Origin of the sequence: Mesorhizobium shangrilense (assembly GCF_040537815.1) — a bacterium.
GTDB classification, from domain to species: domain Bacteria; phylum Pseudomonadota; class Alphaproteobacteria; order Rhizobiales; family Rhizobiaceae; genus Mesorhizobium; species Mesorhizobium shangrilense.
The window spans coordinates 2185517-2203593 of the sequence record NZ_JBEWSZ010000001.1; the positions used below are offsets into that span (position 1 = coordinate 2185517).

Below are 18077 nucleotides of genomic sequence, written 5' to 3' on the forward strand. Positions count from 1 at the left end.
GGCGTCAATGCACGACGCCGCTCTGCGAAAGATGGATATCGGCGAAGTGACTGTGGGAGTCCGCCAACTCGAAGCGAATCGGTCCGGTCGCCTTGCTCCAGCCGCGCCCAGCCTCGGCGAGGGAGTATTCGAAGCCATGCGGGAGGTCGATGCGCACGCGATGCTCGGCGCCGGTGACCGGATTCTTGATCGGTTCGCCATGGCCGTCGGTCACGCCGTGCACCTTCAACCGGCCGGTGCGCGCATTGACGTCGACCTCGAAATCGATGGCAGCGAAAATCGGATCGTGGACCTTTTCAAAGGTGGTGGAGAAGACCTGGAATATCGTCGCGCCGGGTTCGGTATCCTGGCCGGTGAGAATGCGCAGCAACGCTTGGCGCTGCGGCTCGGTCGCCCGATGGTCGACAACCACCGCGGCTTCGCCCTTGCCTTCATGGATGGCGCCCGGCCAGCGAAAAATGCCAGCAAACCGCAAGCCGTCCAGTTTTGTATCACCGTGATGACCCTGCTCGATTTCCATGCCAACCACCGCCTGACATGAGCCGTATGTCGGCAATGCGTTGAACTGGCATGGGCAGCCATAGGCGCAGTTGCAGTTGACGAACTCGCGAGCCTTTATCATCCACTTAACGTCGGACATGGTGTCCCTCCCTTGGCTGTGTTCATCCTCTTTCTGAAAGCAAGATGCCAGCATTGCGGGGAACCGCTAACGCAGCCGCAAACACTTTCCGGCTGCCTTGATCATGGCGACCCGGCAACGATCTCGTATTAGGCAAGTATTATATATCCTTCTCCTTCGTCTTGATAGCCCGATCGTCCGAGAGGACCGCGGCATCCGTCAGTGCCTCGATTGGGATCCGACCTGTCGTGACGAATTGGCACATTCGAAGTCATTCGCCTGGCGGAGCCCGGCTGTTGCGCGGCCCATGCCGCCGCACTATGGCTAACCTCTCACCAAAGGGCACTGAAAACATGGCAAAAGACGGCAGCGAAATGGGCATCAACACGCGGCTTGCCCACTCAGGCAACAACCCGCACGACTATTTCGGCTTCGTCAATCCGCCGGTGGTGCACGCCTCGACGGTGCTTTTTCCCAACGCCGCGACGATGGCGGGGCGGAGCCAGAAATACACCTATGGCACGCGCGCGACGCCCACCACCGATGCACTTGCCCTGGCAATCGACGCGCTGGAAGGCTCGGCGGGCACCATCATGGTCCCCTCGGGCCTTGCCGCGGTGACAATCCCATTGCTGGCGTTCGTGTCGGGAGGCGACCATATTCTGATCGTCGATTCCGTCTATTTTCCGACCCGCAATTTCGCCGACACGATGTTGAAAAGAATGGGTGTCGAGGTGGAGTACTATGATCCCCGTGTCGGCGCCGGCATCGCGGCCCTGATCAAGCCCAACACCAAGGTCGTCTTCACGGAATCCCCTGCCTCTAACACATTCGAGATGCAGGACATCCCGGCCATCGCCAAGGCAGCGCGTGCCGCAGGCGCCGTCGTCATGATGGACAACACCTGGGCAACGCCGCTCTACTTCCGTCCACTCGATCATGGCGTCGACATCTCAATACATGCGGCGACGAAATATCCGGCAGGGCATTCCGACGTGTTGCTCGGCACCGTGTCGGCCAACGCAGCGTGCTGGGAGCAGCTGCGCGAGACGTTCTTCACGCTGGGCTGCTGTGCCGGACCAGACGACGTCTACCAGGTATTGCGCGGCCTGCGCACCATGGGGGTGAGGCTGGAGCACCACCAGCGCAGCGCACTTGCCGTTGCCAGCTGGCTGGAAGGCCAGGCAGGCGTGGCCCAGGTCCTTCACCCCGCCCTTCCCAGCCATCCGGATCACGCTCTCTGGAAGCGCGATTTCTCGGGGGCCAGCGGTGTCTTCTCGATCGTGCTTGCCGGCGGCGGACAGGCTCAACAACACGCCTTCCTCGACGCACTGCAGATCTTCGGCCTCGGCTATTCATGGGGTGGCTATGAGAGCCTGGCGGTGCCCGTCTGGCTCGGCGACCGCGTCGTTGCCAAAGGCTCCTATGACGGCCCTCTCATCCGCCTGCAAATCGGACTCGAGGATGTCGAGGACCTGAAGGCCGACCTGGCACGCGGACTGGCCGCGGCGGCGGCCTAGCAGACCGAGGCGTCGGCTTGCCGAACAGATTCAGCAAGCCGACGCAACCTGCCGGAAAGGTTGATGAAACGCCCGGCGAAAGCCGCATTTGCCGCCCCGATGCGCAGCTTAATCGCGCAATATTGTTCTTTGAAATCGAGATTTTCGAGATCGATTTGGCTTTCAACTTCCGGAATATCGCGCAATGCAGTGCGATCATTCTCACCTGACTTCGCAAGGGTCACAAACCCGTCATGGCCTTTCGCCTTTTTGTCCCCATTCTTGCCGGCGCCACCCTGCGCGAGCGCATTGTCGCTTGCATCGGCGCCATGATCGGCATTGCGCTGACGGGGGGGATCAGCGGCCTGACGCTTGGCGGCGGTCCGCATATACCATTGCTTGTGGCGCCGATGGGGGCATCCGCCGTGCTGTTGTTCGCGGTGCCGGCAAGCCCCTTGGCGCAACCCTGGTCGATCATCGGGGGCAACACAATATCGGCTCTGGTCGGCGTGATCGTCGTGCATTTCGTGCACGAGCCCGTCCTTGCCACCGGCATTGCCGTGGCGCTGGCAATCGCCGCCATGTCGTTCGCGCGCTGCCTGCACCCGCCGGGTGGAGCAGCCGCCTTGACCGCGGTGTTCGGCGGACCAGCCGTCATCAGCGCGGGCTTCCTGTTCCCGTTCGTGCCGGTGGCAGTGAACTCCATTTTGCTGGTCGCACTCGGCTACGGTTTCCATAAACTCACGCGGCGCAAATATCCGCATGTGCCCGGCCCTGTTCCGACAAGCAGCCACGGCACGATCGATCCACCGGCGCAATTGCGCGTCGGCTTCCGGTCCGAGGACATCGACGCGGCACTGGGCGCGCTCGACGAAACCTTCGACATCGACCGCAACGATCTCGATCGGCTTCTGCGGCAGGTCGAATTGCAGGCGATGGTGCGCGCCCACAAGACCTTGCTGTGCGAGGACATCATGTCGCGCGATGTGATTTCGGTCGACGAGCACACATCCGCCGACGCGGCGCGCCAGTTGCTGCTCGACCACAACATCCGCACACTGCCCGTTATCAATGCCGAAGCAAAGCTGGTCGGAACCGTCGGGCTGCGTGAACTTGCGATGGCCGCCGGCACAGTCGGACCCTTGATATCGCCAGCGGCAACCGCCGCAGCCAGCTCGGCCGCCATGGAACTGTTGCCTGTGCTCACCGACGGCCGCAGCCATGCGGTGATGATCGTTGATGACGAGAGACATGTGCTTGGCCTGATCACCCAGACCGACCTCCTGGCGGCAACGGCGCGGCTGCAAAATACGGACAGGCCATCAGCGGAAGCAGTATGATAAGCGCCGCCGCCTGCTGAATGACACTCGGCAAAGGCGATCGGGAACCTTTTCCTGGGAAAGTCATCCAATGTCCCGATGAGGAGATTGGCCATGCCTGTAGTCCATGCGGCACCGCCCGACGCCGCCAGTTCGGCCGACATGCAACTTGTCCGCCGCGCCCTGGCGCGCGAGGGCGATGCATTCCGCACGATCATGAAGACCTACAACCAGAGGCTCTATCGCATCGCGCGTGGTGTCGTGCGAAACGACAGCGAGGCCGAGGATATCGTCCAGGAAGCCTATGTCCGGGCCTTTGCCCATCTTGAGGCCTTTCGCGGCGCGTCCTCGCTCAGCACATGGTTGTCCCGCATCGTCATCAACGAGGCGCTCGGCCGCCTGCGCAAGCGGCGGCGAACGGCGGCGCGAGCCGTGCAGGACGCACAGCTCCACCAAGCCGAGATCATCCCGTTTCCCTTCAACACCAGCGACGATCCGGAGCGGACAATGGCGCAACGGCAGATCCTGCTGCTTGTCGAACGAGCCACTGACAATCTCCCCGATGTCTACCGGACGGTGTTCGTCGCGAGAGTCATCGAAGGCCTGAGCATCGAAGACACCGCCGAATTGCTGGGCGTACGGCCTGAAACCGTCAAGACGCGGCTGCACCGCGCCCGCGTCCTGGTGCGCAAGGCGCTGGATGACCAGATCGGTCCGGTTCTTCTGGATGCATTCCCCTTCGCCGGACGCCGCTGCGAAAGACTGACCTCGGCAGTGATGACGCGGCTCGGCTTTCCCAACTGATCGGCGCGTTGATTTTTGCGGGGAACTTTTCCTGCAACCCAGCATCCAATGACCGTCAACTGCAAACGATCCCGATGCCGTTCTGGCATTCGGGCCAAGGAGGTTCTCATGCTTATTCGCTCGACTGCGGCATTGGCCGCGCTTTTCCTGCTTGGCGTCGCCCCCCTGGCACAAGCCGCCGACAAGCCCACCGACCCGCAGATCGCCCATATCGCCTACACGGCCGGCGTCCTTGACGTCGAGGCAGCCAAGCAGGCCCTCAAGAAATCGAAGAACAAGGAGGTTCTCGATTTCGCCAAGGACATGGTTCGCGACCACGAGGCGGTCAACAAGCAGGCGCTCGACCTGGTCAAGAAACTCAAGGTCACGCCCGAGGACAACGACACCAGCAAAGCGCTGACCAAGGCGGCGGCCGAGGAACGGGCCAAGCTCGCCAAACTCAACGGCAAGGCCTTCGACAAGGCCTATGTCGACAACGAGGTCGCCTACCACAAGCAGGTGAACGGCGCGCTTGAAACGTTGCTGATCCCGTCGGCCAGCAATGCCGAACTCAAGAGCCTGCTGGAAACCGGCCTGAAGATATTCCAGGGCCATGAGCAACACGCCGAGCATGTTGCCGGCATGCTGAAGTAGGGACGGTCCCAATGTCGAAACGGCATCCGTGGATTGCATTGGCGCTGGCTATGGGTGCCCTGCCAGCGCAGGCTGAAACCGTCCAGGTCACGATCGACAAGCTGGTCTTTTCGCCGGCGACCGTCGAGGCCAAGGTCGGCGACACGATCGTATGGGTCAACAAGGACGTTTTTGCCCATACCGCCACCGTCAACGGTGACTGGGACGTGATGATCCCGCCGAAAAAGTCGGCGAGCCTGACCCTGAAGAAGGTGGAATCGGTCGACTATTCCTGCCGCTTCCATCCCAATATGAAGGGTCATTTGACCGTTACGCCCTGAGCACAGCACCAGAAACCGGTCGGCGCCGGAGCGGGAACCCTGCTTTGACGTCGACCAGTCCAGCGCGAAGCCCAGACGACCGCGCCAACCGAAAGAGAGCCGGTCAGAAACCGAATGCCAGCCAGGCGGTGCCGGCCGCGAGCGTGACCAGCGTCAGGGGCAGACCGACCTTGAAGAAAGCGCCGAACGACAGCGGCGTGCCGGCGGCACGCGCCTGTTCGGCGACGATCAGGTTGGCGACCGAGCCAAGCAGCGTGAAATTGCCGGCCAGCGTCGAGCTCATCGCCACGACCAGCCAGGCGCGCTGCGGATCTTCCAAGCCGGGTATGAACGGCCGCAGCGCGAGCACGGCCGGAACGTTGCTCATGATGTTGGACAGAACCGCGGTGAAGCCGGATAGCCGCCAGACATCGTCCAGACCGAGGTTTTTTGCCGAGGCAATCATGTCGGGGGTGAGCAGCGTCTTTTCGGCGCCGGCAACAACCACGAACAGCCCGGCGAACATGAACAGCAGTGGCCCGTCGATCTCGCGGTAGATGCGCGCCGGCTTGATGGCGCGCGTGAGCAGCAGGATGGCGCCACCGATAAGCGCTGCCTTGGCGACGGGCACGCCGGCAAAGAAAGCGATGGCCAGACCGATGCAGACGACCACCGCCTTGATGACCTGACCGGTGTGCATGCGGCCGCGATAGACTTCCGGAGAGAGCTCGACCCTCCGTTCGAATTCAGCGCGGAAGACCAGTCGAATGATGATGATGACGGCGACGAGGCCAAACAGGGCGACTGGAGCCAATGCCGCCGTGAAGGCCGGATAGGAAATTCCTGACAGCGCGCCGATGACCATGTTTTGCGGATTGCCGGTGATGGTGGCGACGCTGCCGCAGTTGGAGGCTGTGGCGGTGGCGATGAGGTAAGGAATAGGATTGCGCTTGATGACACGAGTGACGTGGACGACGATCGGCGCCATGACCAGGCAGATGGCGTCATTGACCAGGAATGCCGACAGCACGCCTGTCAGCAGCGTCACCATCACCAAGAGCATGAATGGCGCATGCGCGTGCTCTATCGCGTAGCCGCCGAGGCCGCGAAAGGCGCCGGAGACCTTCAGGTGCGCCACCACGATCATCATGCCGAGCAGCAGCGTGATGGTGTCGAAATTGATGGCGCGGTAGGCGTCTTCCATGCTCAGCGCGCCGATGGCGATCATCGCCGCCCCGCCGAGCAGCGCGATCCCTGCCCTGTCGAGGCGCAAGCCCGGAACGCGGCCTATGGCAACACCGGCATAGGTCAGGACCAGGATCACCAATGCCGCCGCGCCGATGAATGTCATTCGCTGAAAACCCCGCCGCAACCTTCCCCACGCAGCTTTTAGCGATGCTCCCGCAAAGAGAAAGCGCCGATCGCAGATTCGACCGATAAATCGGTGGGCCGGTGGCAAGGTCACTCGCGCCGACCTCGCTCTGATATCCGCGCTAAGAAACGACGACGGCCACTGAGCGGCGGTGGACCATCTTCATTGTTCCTCGAAAACCGGAAGCCCTGTGGCCAAGGCAGCCATCGGTTGTCAATTCAACGCGGGGTCGCCCAGCGCCTCGACAACGAAGGATGCCGCAATCAGGTCGTCGGCATCGAGGCGCAACGCGCCCTCACTTCCTCCCATGATGGCGGCGACCTTGTGAAAGGTTCTCATTTCATGCTCGGTGATATCAGCACTCCGCATTCTGGCTCTCAGATCGGCAATGCGCAGCCCTAATGTGTTGGACGTTGCAATTTCACGGTTCGACATGGCACGATGCTCCTCCCCCAACCCAGGCTTGTTTGCTTTCCCGCCCACCTCGCTCGTTGCCCGAACATGAGGATTTGCGAATGCAACGCCTTGGAACGGATCGTGCGCACGAAGGTTCCAGCGTCGAGTTCACGAAATAATACTGTCGAGCCCGCGATCGCCCAACGAAAGATCCGCCGCCATTGACGGCCGAGATGGCAAAAAGCGAGAGCGCCCGTCGCACACCAGACCGACAAATCGGCGGGCTTGCGGCACTGCGCCCATGCGCCCCAGACAAGCAATCCCGCTATGATCATTAGCCGGCTCAATGCGCATGCACCGGTTCCGATGCTTCCGCTTCCACTTTGCGATGGTTCTCGGCAAGCACCATGTAAACCGCCGGTACGACGAACAGAGTGAACAGCGTGCCGATGGCAAGGCCCGTGGCGATCACCAACCCCATATTGTAGCGCGACGCGGCTCCCGCGCCTGACGCCAGGATCAAGGGAGCGACCCCGAGCACCATCGCCCCCGTGGTCATCAGGATGGGTCGCAGCCGGATGCTGCACGCGCCCTCTATCGCCTCGCGCTTGGACTTGCCGGCGGCCTGCAAAGTGTTGGCGACCTCGACGATGAGAATGCCATGCTTGCTGATCAGCCCCATCAGCGTCACCAGCCCGACCTGCGTGTAGATGTTCATGGTCGCGCCGCCGATGCCCAGGCTGATGAAAGCCAGCGCGCCGGCAATCGACATCGGAACCGAAACCAGGATGATCAGCGGGTCGCGAAAACTGTTGAACTGGGCGGAAAGCGCCAGGAAAACGATGATCAGGGCAAGCGCGAAGGTGGCCGCCATGCCGCTTGATTCCTGCACGAACTGACGCGACTGGCCGCCATAGTCCACCGAAAAGCCCTGGGGCAGCGTGCGGGCCGCGATGGACCTCAGCGAATTCAGTGCATCGCTCACCGCGACGCCCGGCGCGGGGACACCGGAAATCGTGGCCGAGTTCAGTTGCTGGAAATGCGCGACCGAGCGCGGCGTCGCATCAAGGCTCGCGGTCGCGATCGCCGACAATGGAATCTGGGCGCCGTTCACGGTTGCGATCGGATAGTTCATGATCTGGTCGATGTTCTGGCGCGACCGCTGCTCGACCTGCGGTATGACCTGATAGGAACGGTTGGCGATGCTGAAATAGTTGACGTAGCCACCCCCCAGCATCGTGGCCAGCGCCGTGCCGACGCTGCTCATCGGCAGGCCAAGCGCCGCTGCCTTGTTACGATCGATCTTGATCGAGTATTGCGGGTTGTCGACGTAGAGATCCTTGGTCAGGAATATGAACATGCCCGACTTCTGCGCCTCCTGCATGAAGGTGGCGGACACGTCGTTCAACAGGTTGAAGCCATTCGTGGTGCCTATGGCGAACTGAACCGGCAAGCCGCTCGCTCCGGGGAGCGAGGGGAACTGGAAGGCAACCGTCTGGCCGCCCGCGATCGTGCTGAGGGCATTCTGGACCAGCGGCTGAAGCACGGCGGCCGTCCGGGTTCGTTCATCCCAGGGTTTCAGCACCATGATATCGAACGAGACGCCGGGTGCCTCGATCTGCAGCGCCTTGTCGGTCTCCGGAAAGCTGCGGAATATCTTGGTTACCTGATCCGAGTTGAGCAGTTTTTGTTGCAACGTGGCATTGGGCGCGTTCGTCACCTGCGCCGGAATGGCGCCCTGATCCTCGGTGGGAGCGAGTTCGCTCTTGGCGCTCGTGTAGAGGAAATAGATGCTGCCAAGGACGATCGTCGCGAAGACAAGGGTGACGGGTATCGTGTTGAGGCTGCCGTGAAGCAGATATTTGTACGGCCGATGGATCTCGGAAAAACGACGATCGATGAAGTCCGATATGCGTTCCTCCCAGCCGGATCGATCAGTCAGATGCGGCTTGAGGATGCGCGAGCACATCATCGGCGTCAGCGTCAGCGCGATGATCATCGACACGGTGACTGCGCCGACCAGGGTAAAGGCGAATTCGCTGAACAGGGCGCCGGTCAGGCCGCCCTGGAAGCCGATCGGCACATAGACGGCCACCAGGACGACAGTCATCGCCAGGATCGGCCAGACCAGTTCATGCGCTGCGTCAAGGGCGGCCTGCATCGGCTGCGCGCCCTCCTCGATGTGTCGATTGACGTTTTCCACGACGATGATCGCGTCGTCGACGACAAGGCCGATGGCGAGCACCAGCGCCAGCAAGGTGAGAAGATTTATGGAGAAGCCGAAGATCAGCATCATCGCGAAGGTGCCAACCAGCGAAAGTGGAATGGCGACGATGGGAATGGCGACAGAACGAGGCGACCCAAGAAACGCGAAGACCACGAAAATGACGATGACCAATGCTTCGACCAAGCTCTTGACCACCTCCGCGATCGACCTGGTCACGAAAATGCTGGTGTCGTAGACGATGTAGCCTTCAAGCCCGTGCGGCAACTGCGCCTGGATATCGGGAAAGATCGTACGGATGCCGGAGACGACGTCGAGCAGATTGGCCGTCGGTGCGACCTGGATGCCGACGAAGACACCCGTCTGTCCGTCGAAGGCGACCTGAACGTCCGGGTTTTGCGAGCCCAGCGACACGGTCGCGACATCCTTAAGCCGGACAATGGCGCCGTTGACCTGCTTGACCACCAGCTGGCTGAACTGCTCGGCGGAATTCAGTGTTGTCTGCGCGGTCAACACCGTCTGCGTCATCTGGCCCCTGGTCGTGCCGATGCCCGAGATGTAGTTGTTGCTTGCGAGCGCCGTCCAGACATCCGCCGCCGTCAATCCGTAGGCCGCCAGCCTGTCCGGCTTCAGCCAGGCCCGGAGCGAGAAGGTCTTGCCGCCCAGGACTTCCGCCGTCTGCACGCCGTTGACCGCCTGCAGCCTGGGCACGATCACCCGCGTCACGTAGTCGGTGATCTGGTTGGCCGCGAGCACATCGCTGCGAAAGCCCAGATACATGGCGTCGGTGGTCTGCCCGACCGAGACCGACATGGCCGGCTGCTGCGTACCGGAGGGGAGTTGATTGATTACTGAAGAGACCTTGGCATTGATCTCGGTCATCGCCGCGTCGGCACTGTAGTTGAGACGAAGATTGACCGTGATCGTCGACTGACCGCTGGTGCTCGACGAGGTCATGTAGTCGATGCCGTTGGCCTGGGCTATGGCATTCTCCAGCGGCGTCGTGATGAAGCCCGCGATCACGTCCGGCGCAGCGCCAGCATAGATCGTGGACACGGTGACGACCGCATTTTGCGTCCGTGGATATTGCCGCACCGTGAGCGAGCGGAACGCCTGGTACCCGATGACAACGATGAGCGCACTGACCACCAGGGCAAGAACGGGCCGGCGGATGAAGATGTCCGTGACGTTCATGGCCGCGCCTCAGTTCGGATTCGCCGGCGATGCATTCGGATCACTCGACGGCTGCACCGTATTGTTGACGATGACCGGAGTGCCGTTGTTGAGCTTCAACTGACCGGACGTGACGACCGTCTGACCTTCGCTCAACCCTTTCAACACCGCGATCTGATCGCCGCGGGTCTCCCCAGTCGTAACGAAAGTCTGGTTCGCGACACGTTGCGGCTTGCCGTCGGGACCGTTGCCCTTGTCGGTGACGACGAACACGACATTGCCATAGGGATTGATGGTCACCGCCGTCTGCGGCAGGGTTATGTAGTTCTGGGGCGTTCCCACTGCGATCGATACGTTGCCGAACATTCCGGGCAGCAGCTTGTCGTCAGGATTGGGAAAGCTCGCCCGAATGGTCAGGCTGCGGCTCTGGCTGTCGACCAGCGGACTTATCGCCGTGATCTTTCCATCGAAGGCCTGGGTGCCGTAGGTATCAACCGTTGCTGTCACCGCCTGTCCGACTTTCAACTGGGACAAGGCCTGCTGCGGCATGGTGAAGTCCAGTTGGATCGGGTCGAGCGACTGCAGGGTGACCACGCTGGTGCCGGCCGCCAGATACTGGCCGAGCGTGACCAGCCTGATTCCCAGCCTGCCATCGAATGGCGCCCTGATCGTATACTGGTCGATCAGGGCCTGCTGTGCCAGCACCTGAGCTTGCGCTCCCTTCAGGGCAGCCTGGTCGCTATCGACCTGGGACTGTGCAACGGTGCGTGTCTTGAGAAGCGATACGTCGCGGTCATAGGTGACCTGCGCATTGGTCACGGTCGCCTGGAACTGCTGCAGGGTGGCGATCTGCTGGTCGGCCAGGAGTTGGATCAGGAGTGCGCCCTTCTTCACATCCTGCCCGTCCTCGAAGCCAATTTTCTGCACGATGCCCGGCACCTGGGCCGACAAATTGGTGCCCTGGACGGCCGTGAAACTGCCTACCGCACGCGACACGGTCTGCCAGGGACTCATCGGCGCATCGATCGTCGAAACGGTTTGAGGCGGGGCTTTCAGATTGGCGATATAGGCGGCGATCATGTGGTTCTTGAAAGCCTGGAATCCGAAGATTCCCGCCAGGATCGCGCCAATCACGATCAGCATGATCGCCATGCGTAACTTCATTGCTGTGAACTCCGCTCCTCGCAACGTCTGCTGGAGAATGGCATCAAGGTCTGGCGTGCGCCGGGAAAAGGGGATTTTGACTTGTGGCGGCTCGTTCTCATCCTCTGCGTCAAGCGGGGCGGCCGATTGTATCGGCCCGCAGTATTAGCTGTGAGCCGATCCGGCATGCTTGCCAATCAAAATCCCGTGACGCAGCCGTGAGCAATTCAAACGGTAACGTCCGGCTAACAGGTTGTTAGCTTTCCCAACCTGGAGATGTAGCCTTCGAAGCCACCAGCGGCTTTGATGACGCCAGCCTCTCGGCATTCGCGAGGCGCGAACTTTGACACGGCCATGGGCGCGGTCAGCCCCAGGGAATAGATATCGCAGCCGAAGACAGAGTCCGCACAACTGCGTGAACCATCATACCGGGCGTTGCCACCATTGCCCAAGCCGACCTAAGCAAGACCTCGCTTTCTTCTCCGAGCCACCGAGTTTCGTTCCATGAACAAACAAGAGCAGCCAGGAACAAGCCGCAGACAGTTTCTGCTATCGACCACCGCGGTCATCCTTTTGGCAACGGCGGGCAAAGCTGGAGCCGTCATCATCAAGGGCGCGGCACCCTGGGCGCCCTTCGACTACAGCCCGCCGCAAACGCTCGAACCCGGCGGATGGTATTTTTTCACGCCCCAGGAAGCCGCGGCGGTGGAGGCAATCGTCGAGCGATTGATCCCAGCGGATGAACTCAGCGTCAGCGGCAAGGATGCCGGATGCGCGGAATTCATCGACCGGCAGTTGGCAGGCTCCTTCGGCACCTTCGAACGCCTCTATATGCAAGGACCTTTCCAGGCTGGAGCCCCCGAGCAGGGCGATCAGTCGTCGCTTGTCCCCCAGCAGCGATACCGCGTCGGTCTGGCCGGACTGGAATCGTACTGTCAGGACACGTTCAAACAGTCCTTCGCCAGCCTTTCCGCCGACCAGCGCGACAAAGTCCTGACCGGGCTCCAGAACGGCGACATCGCGCTCAAGAGCATCGATGCCAAACTGTTTTTCACCACCATTCTTACCAACACGATGGAAGGTTTTTTTGCCGACCCGATCTACGGCGGCAACAAGGACATGGTGTCATGGAAAATGCTCGGCTTCCCCGGAGCCCGTTATGATTATCGCGACTATGTGGAAATGCATAACCAGAAGATCGACCTGCCGCCCCTGAGCATTGCAGGCCGGCCCGAATGGAAAGCAAAGGGCTGATCGATGGCAACGAAACTTCCCGCGACAGACGTGGTTGTCATTGGCCTTGGCTGGGCCGGCTCCATCATCGCCAACGAACTGACCGATGAAGGGCTGGACGTCGTTGCCCTCGAAAGAGGGCCGTGGCGCGACACCGCGGCGGATTTCAACCTGGCGTCCGCTCCCGACGAGTTGCGCTACGTTCAGCGGCAGGAACTGATGCTGCGCACCGCGCAGAACACCATCACCGCGCGCAACAATCCCTCTCAAACCGCGCTGCCGATGCGCAGCTGGGGGTCCTTCCACCCGGGCAACGGAACAGGCGGCGCCGGCAACCATTGGGCCGGCATCACTTTCCGGTTCCAGCCATCGGAATTTCGGCTGCGCAGTCACCTGACGGAGAGATATGGCGCCGCCGCGATCCCGCAGGAACTCGTGCTGCAGGACTGGGGCACCGACTGGACGGAGATGGAGCCTTTTTACGACGCCTTCGACAAGATCACCGGGCTCTCCGGGAAAGCGGGCAATCTCAAAGGAGAAATCCAACAAGGCGGAAATCCGTTCGAAGGCCCGCGCTCGAACGAGTATCCCACCAGGCCTTTGCGGCAACCCTATGGACCGACGCTGTTTGCCGAAACCGCCCGCAATATGGGCTACAAGCCATTTCCAGTGCCTTCGGCGCTGGTCTCGGAGCCCTATACCAATTCGCTGGGCGTCACGATGGGCCCCTGCACCTTCTGCGGTTTCTGCACCAACTATGGCTGTGCCAATTATTCAAAAGCCAGCGCGATCACGACAATTCTGCCCGTGCTTGTGCGCAAGTCCAACTTCACCGCGCGCACGAATTCCGAAGTGCTGCGGATAACCAGGGACGCCAGCGGCAAACGCGCGACCGGCGTCGTTTTCGTCGACACGTCAGGTCAGGAGTGGGAGCAGCCCGCCGAGCTTGTCGTGGTCACGGCATTCACCTTCGAGAATGTGCGCCTCATGCTTCTGTCGGGCATCGGCACGCCCTACGACCCGCGGACCAATACCGGCACGACGGGCCGCAACTATGCCTACCAGACCGCCAATGGCGTCCAGCTTTTCTTCGACGACAAGAACTTCAATCCGTTCATCGGCGGCGGCGCGGTCGGCATGGGCATCGATGAGTTCAACAACGACAATTTCGACCATTCAGGCCTCGGCTTCTTCGGCGGCGGCAGCATACGCGTCACGCCGATCGGCGCGGCACCAATCAACAACCGCCCGGTTCCACCCGGCACGCCAAGCTGGGGATCCGAATGGAAGCGGCAGACGGTCAAGAACTATCTGAGCAACATGTCCATCGGCTGCGAGGCCTCCAGCTACACCACGCGCAACAACTATCTTTCGCTGGATCCGACATACAATGATCACCTCGGGCGGCCGCTGTTGCGATTGACGTTCGACTTTCCGGAAAACGATCTGAAGATGGCGCAGTATTGCACCGACAAGGTCGGTGAAATCGCTAAGGCCATGGGCCCGCGCCAGATCGTCAAGAGCCCCAGCAAGGGTCACTGGAACACAGTTCCCTATCAATCGTCCCATGTGGTCGGAGGCTTCGTCATGGGAGCGGATCCGAAAACAAGTTCAGTCAACAAATATCTGCAAAGCTGGGACGTCCCCAATGTCTTCGTCGTCGGCGCGTCGGCCTTCCCGCAAAATCCCGGCTACAACCCGACAGGCACCGTTGGCGCCCTTTCATTCAAGGCCGCGAACGCCATCCGTACCCTATATCTGAAATCGCCAGGCGCATTGGTGCAGGCATGAAGACGCTTGTTGCACTGCTTGCGGGTGTGGCCGGCCTTGTGGTTTCGCTAGCTCATGCGCAATCCGGCGACGCTTCCTTCGAGCAGGTCGAACGCGGCCGGTATCTTGCGGTCCTCGGCGATTGCGCGGCATGCCACACGACGGCGACAGGCAAGCCGCTCGCGGGCGGCGTCGTCCTGAAAACCCCTTTCGGCGATCTTGTCGGCGCCAACATCACGCCTGATCCGGATACGGGCATCGGCAGATGGACGCTGGACGATTTCCAGGGCGCGATGTCGCAGGGCATCAGTCGAGGCGGATACCACCTCTATGGCGCCATGCCTTTCACCGCCTATACAAAGGTTACGAAGGAAGACAACGCCGCGCTTTGGGCCTATCTGCGGACGATCGAGCCCGTCAACAATCCTGTCGTGCCCAATCAGCTCCCCTTCCCTTTCAACATTCGTTTGAGCCTTGTCGGCTGGAATTTTCTCAATTTCACCAAGGGCGAGTTCCAGCCGGATCCCGCGAAATCGGTGGAGTGGAACCGTGGTGCCTATATCGTTCAGGGCCTTGGCCACTGTGGCAGCTGCCATACGCCCAAGAGCCTGACAGGTGGCGACAAGAACGGCCAGTTTCTGCAAGGCGGGACATTGGACAACTGGTATGCACCCGACATCACCGCCGACGCCCACAAGGGTATCGGCTCATGGTCGTCCGACGACATCGTGCAGTATCTGAAAACGGGGGCAAACCGTTTCGATATCGCGTCGGGACCAATGGCTGAAATGGTCGAGAAGTCATCGCAATATTGGACGGACCCCGATCTCAAAGCTGTTGCGACATATCTGCTTTCTGTTGGCGGGGGCGGCACAAGCGCGCCAGCCCCTATCGCCGCCGACGACAAGGGCATGGCGGCTGGCAAGGCCATTTACGCCGATCGCTGTGCCGCCTGCCACATCGGCTCCGGTGAAGGGGTACCAAATCTATTTCCAAAACTCGCGAGCGCGCCGCTCGTCAACAATGATGATGCGACGACATTGATCCGGGTCGTGCTTGCCGGCGGCGTCGCAGGCGCCACCAACGCCGTGCCGACCGCCCCGGCAATGCCGTCCTACGCCTGGAACCTGAGCGACGAGGACGTCGCGAATGTCCTCACCTATGTGCGCAACAGCTGGGGCAATTCCGCGCCACGGGTAAGCCCGACCGATGTCGCGACCTTGCGAAAACAGCTGCAGCAATGATCGCGCTCGAAACTCGGCCGGGGTGAGCAACGTATCGAGAGACCGACACCCACTACTGATGAGCTGTGGGTCGCAATGATCGAGAATTTTGAGAGTTGGCGATCCCGACAGGATTCGAACCTGTGACCATCGGCTTAGAAGGCCGGTGCTCTATCCATCTGAGCTACGGGACCGCTAGCCGACCCAAGGGCCGGCCGATTCTTTTGTCCTGGCGCGGATCGGATTTTCCGATCAGTGCGTCCAGGGCGTCCTGCGGTCATAGCGGAAATTCTCCGCATAGGAAATCTGGCGGCGCTTGGTTTCCTTCGGCTCCTCGACGCGGAAGGCGAGACCTTCCTTTTCGGCATAAGCCACCGCTTCTTCCCTGGTGTCGAAAGAGAGCCGGATCTGGCTTCTCATGTCGCCGGAGGTCGTGTAGCCCATCAACGGATCGATCTTCTTGCGCATCTCGGGATCGAATTCGAGCATCCAATGGCCGGTCTTGGCCTTGCCGGACTGCATCGCGGTCTTGGCTGGGCTGAAAATGCGCGCGGACATGGCCACCTCATTGCTACGTGCTGACGGCACCGCCGCCACAGAATCACCGGGCCGCCCCATGGATGCTCCGGCATTTTTCGATCGACACAGACCCTGAAATCCGATTCCGGTTTTCCAGGCCCCGTCCATGCCCGTCCTTACTGCGCAATGCAGCTCGCGGCAAGGCCGATGCTTTTTACACTTGCCATGCAACGCCGAAATGAATAGGCAACAAACCGTTCGGAGTGTAGCGCAGGCTGGTAGCGCATCTGGTTTGGGACCAGAGGGTCGGGAGTTCGAATCTCTCCACTCCGACCATTCTTTCCTTCCCCTACAGACAATCGTTGCCGAGGCGCCTGGTCCGCCTCCGAATTGGCATGCGCCTTATCCCACCCCTTGCTGTCGATCCGTTTTTGGTGCCAGTCTCGAAACGTAGATGGCCAAGATGGCACATTGCCGACGGCAGGGTTTTTAAAAATGGCAGCCAATGACCGGCCGGTGATCACCAGAAAAGGCCAGGAGAGCAACAAGACGAGCCAATCCGGCGGCATGGCGCTGGTGACTGGCGTTGGGCCGCAACATACCTCGGCGGCGAAGCTGTGGTTTGGCAAGGCCAGCAACGCGCCGGGCTTCCGTTCATTGCCGCACCACCATGGCGAGGCCGAAACCGGGGCCTATCTGCTGTCGGGCAGCGCCCGTGTCTATTTCGGCAAGGACTACCAGGAATTTGTCGAGCTCTCGGCGGGCGACTTCATGTTCGTGCCGCCGTTCCTGCCGCATCTCGAGGCCAATATGAGCACCACGGAAGAGCTGTGGTGGCTTGCGTGCCGTACCCCGGAAAACATCGTGGTCAATTTGCCCGACGTCGACGATGCCCAACTCATCGGCTATCGCCGCCTCTGAACGCGGTTGGATTGACTACCAACCATCCGAAGACGCATCGGTGTAGGATGCATCGGATTTGACAACAGCTCGCCGGGAGAGAACCCCAACCGCCCCAATCCCGGCGAGCCTACACCTGATTTGGAACGCAATCAGGACCGGGGGTTAAGCCGGCAAGCTGTTGCTGCAAGATAAATGCCAGCGTTGTTTTCCCAAAATGGAACAGCATCCAAGAGCTCTTGCGACACACTACATGTCGAACTCGCCCTGCCCTTCGTCCATGGCGCTGATGGTTTCAGAAGCCAGCGCACGCGTGATCGGCGTCTTGCGCTCGAGTGCGGTACGATCCAGCCGCTCGACGACGCGCATCGCGGTCGCCAGTGAGCGCTCGATGCGCCGCACCAGATACTGGACGACATGCGGCTCGACCTGGACCTGGCGGTCGGCGAACAGCTTTGTGATGACGCCGGCAAGCAACAGGTCATCGGGCTCGTGGATCTCGACGGTCGCCGCGGCCTTCAGCCGCGAGGCGAGATCGGGCAATCTGACGCCCCAGGCGGAGGGAAAGCGCCGTGCCGTCAGCAGCAGATGCGAGCCTGCGCCGCGCACGGCATTGATCAGGTGGAACAGCCCGTGCTCGTCGACGGGACCTGCATCGACATCATCGATCAAGGCCGGGCGCGCGCCGAGATTCGCGATGCAGTCGCCGATGCGCCTTGCGTCAACCCTCAAGGCACCGGCGCGGGCCTGCCAGATCGATGCCAGATGCGTCTTGCCTGAGCCGGGAGGACCCGCCAGGACAACGACCGCCGATGGCCAGTCCGGCCAGCGGTCGACCAGCGCCGCCGCCTGCTCGTTCGTGGCGGAGACGACGAGTTCGTCGCGCGAATAGCCGGTGCCGTGCCCGAGATCGAGAGGCAGCTGGCGCGGTTGTTCTGTTTGATCTGCCAT

At 61.2% G+C, this 18077-nt stretch carries 17 protein-coding genes and 2 tRNA genes; 10 read left to right on the top strand and 9 right to left on the bottom strand.

The window, feature by feature from the left end; genetic code table 11:
* Window positions 1-4: 4 nt before the first annotated feature.
* A complete protein-coding gene (locus ABVQ20_RS11075) occupies window positions 5-640 on the bottom strand; it encodes a DUF1326 domain-containing protein (protein ID WP_354459533.1) in 636 nt (211 codons plus the stop codon).
* A 332-nt stretch (window positions 641-972) separates the two neighbouring features.
* Between ABVQ20_RS11075 and ABVQ20_RS11080 the strand changes: the two genes are divergently transcribed.
* Window positions 973-2139 (top strand): cystathionine beta-lyase, encoded by a 1167-nt coding sequence (locus tag ABVQ20_RS11080; RefSeq protein ID WP_354459534.1) that lies wholly within the window; start codon window positions 973-975, stop codon window positions 2137-2139.
* Here the strand turns inward: ABVQ20_RS11080 and ABVQ20_RS11085 are convergent.
* Complete coding sequence (locus ABVQ20_RS11085; protein ID WP_354459535.1) at window positions 2136-2363, bottom strand: hypothetical protein; 228 nt, start codon at window positions 2361-2363, stop codon at window positions 2136-2138. The two genes, ABVQ20_RS11080 and ABVQ20_RS11085, sit on opposite strands and share 4 nt — an antisense overlap.
* Before the next feature lie 9 nt (window positions 2364-2372).
* Here ABVQ20_RS11085 and ABVQ20_RS11090 point away from each other — a divergent pair, with 9 nt between their 5' ends.
* The 4 genes from ABVQ20_RS11090 (at window position 2373) to ABVQ20_RS11105 (ending at window position 5194) form a co-directional block, all read left to right on the top strand.
* On the top strand, window positions 2373-3458 hold the full coding sequence (locus tag ABVQ20_RS11090) for an HPP family protein (RefSeq protein ID WP_354459536.1): 1086 nt from the start codon (window positions 2373-2375) through the stop codon (window positions 3456-3458).
* Window positions 3459-3551: 93 nt separating this feature from the next.
* A complete protein-coding gene (locus ABVQ20_RS11095) occupies window positions 3552-4241 on the top strand; it encodes an RNA polymerase sigma factor (protein ID WP_354459537.1) in 690 nt (229 codons plus the stop codon).
* Between the two features lie 108 nt (window positions 4242-4349).
* Window positions 4350-4874, top strand: a complete 525-nt coding sequence (locus tag ABVQ20_RS11100) for a DUF4142 domain-containing protein (protein ID WP_354459538.1) — start codon at window positions 4350-4352, stop codon at window positions 4872-4874.
* Window positions 4875-4885: 11 nt separating this feature from the next.
* Entirely contained in the window at window positions 4886-5194 is a 309-nt protein-coding gene (locus tag ABVQ20_RS11105) for a cupredoxin domain-containing protein (RefSeq protein ID WP_354459539.1), read from the top strand.
* Between the two features lie 103 nt (window positions 5195-5297).
* Here the strand turns inward: ABVQ20_RS11105 and ABVQ20_RS11110 are convergent, their stop codons facing one another.
* From ABVQ20_RS11110 to ABVQ20_RS11125, 4 genes are all read right to left on the bottom strand, one after another.
* Complete coding sequence (locus tag ABVQ20_RS11110; RefSeq protein WP_354459540.1) at window positions 5298-6524, bottom strand: anion transporter; 1227 nt, start codon at window positions 6522-6524, stop codon at window positions 5298-5300.
* A gap of 234 nt (window positions 6525-6758) precedes the next feature.
* Window positions 6759-6980 carry a hypothetical protein gene (locus ABVQ20_RS11115; protein ID WP_354459541.1) on the bottom strand — a complete coding sequence of 74 codons (222 nt, stop codon included), beginning with the start codon at window positions 6978-6980 and terminating at the stop codon, window positions 6759-6761.
* Between the two features lie 304 nt (window positions 6981-7284).
* The gene (locus ABVQ20_RS11120; RefSeq protein ID WP_354459542.1) at window positions 7285-10359 is read right to left on the bottom strand and encodes an efflux RND transporter permease subunit; all 3075 of its coding nucleotides are present in this window, start codon (window positions 10357-10359) and stop codon (window positions 7285-7287) included.
* A 9-nt stretch (window positions 10360-10368) separates the two neighbouring features.
* Window positions 10369-11502: an efflux RND transporter periplasmic adaptor subunit gene (locus ABVQ20_RS11125; protein ID WP_354459543.1), complete on the bottom strand. Its 1134-nt coding sequence runs from the start codon at window positions 11500-11502 to the stop codon at window positions 10369-10371.
* Window positions 11503-11985: 483 nt separating this feature from the next.
* Here ABVQ20_RS11125 and ABVQ20_RS11130 point away from each other — a divergent pair, with 483 nt between their 5' ends.
* From ABVQ20_RS11130 to ABVQ20_RS11140, 3 genes are read left to right on the top strand one after another with little or no spacing between them, the layout of a single operon-like run.
* Window positions 11986-12735 carry a gluconate 2-dehydrogenase subunit 3 family protein gene (locus tag ABVQ20_RS11130; protein WP_354459544.1) on the top strand — a complete coding sequence of 250 codons (750 nt, stop codon included), beginning with the start codon at window positions 11986-11988 and terminating at the stop codon, window positions 12733-12735.
* 3 nt (window positions 12736-12738) lie between these two features.
* Entirely contained in the window at window positions 12739-14505 is a 1767-nt protein-coding gene (locus ABVQ20_RS11135) for a GMC family oxidoreductase (RefSeq protein ID WP_354459545.1), read from the top strand.
* Entirely contained in the window at window positions 14502-15728 is a 1227-nt protein-coding gene (locus ABVQ20_RS11140; RefSeq protein WP_354459546.1) for a c-type cytochrome, read from the top strand. The genes ABVQ20_RS11135 and ABVQ20_RS11140 overlap by 4 nt, the downstream gene beginning before the upstream one ends.
* Before the next feature lie 96 nt (window positions 15729-15824).
* On the opposite strand, the gene ABVQ20_RS11145 is transcribed toward ABVQ20_RS11140, so the two are convergent.
* Window positions 15825-15901 (bottom strand) — tRNA-Arg (locus ABVQ20_RS11145).
* Between the two features lie 58 nt (window positions 15902-15959).
* Window positions 15960-16265, bottom strand: a complete 306-nt coding sequence (locus ABVQ20_RS11150) for an ETC complex I subunit (RefSeq protein ID WP_354459547.1) — start codon at window positions 16263-16265, stop codon at window positions 15960-15962.
* Window positions 16266-16485: 220 nt separating this feature from the next.
* On the opposite strand from ABVQ20_RS11150, the gene ABVQ20_RS11155 reads away from it, so the two are divergent.
* A tRNA-Pro gene (locus tag ABVQ20_RS11155) sits at window positions 16486-16562 on the top strand.
* Between the two features lie 159 nt (window positions 16563-16721).
* Window positions 16722-17147, top strand: coding sequence for a cupin domain-containing protein (locus ABVQ20_RS11160; protein ID WP_354459548.1), 426 nt, complete (start codon window positions 16722-16724; stop codon window positions 17145-17147).
* A 228-nt stretch (window positions 17148-17375) separates the two neighbouring features.
* On the opposite strand, the gene hdaA is transcribed toward ABVQ20_RS11160, so the two are convergent.
* A complete protein-coding gene (hdaA, locus tag ABVQ20_RS11165) occupies window positions 17376-18077 on the bottom strand; it encodes a DnaA regulatory inactivator HdaA (RefSeq protein ID WP_354459549.1) in 702 nt (233 codons plus the stop codon).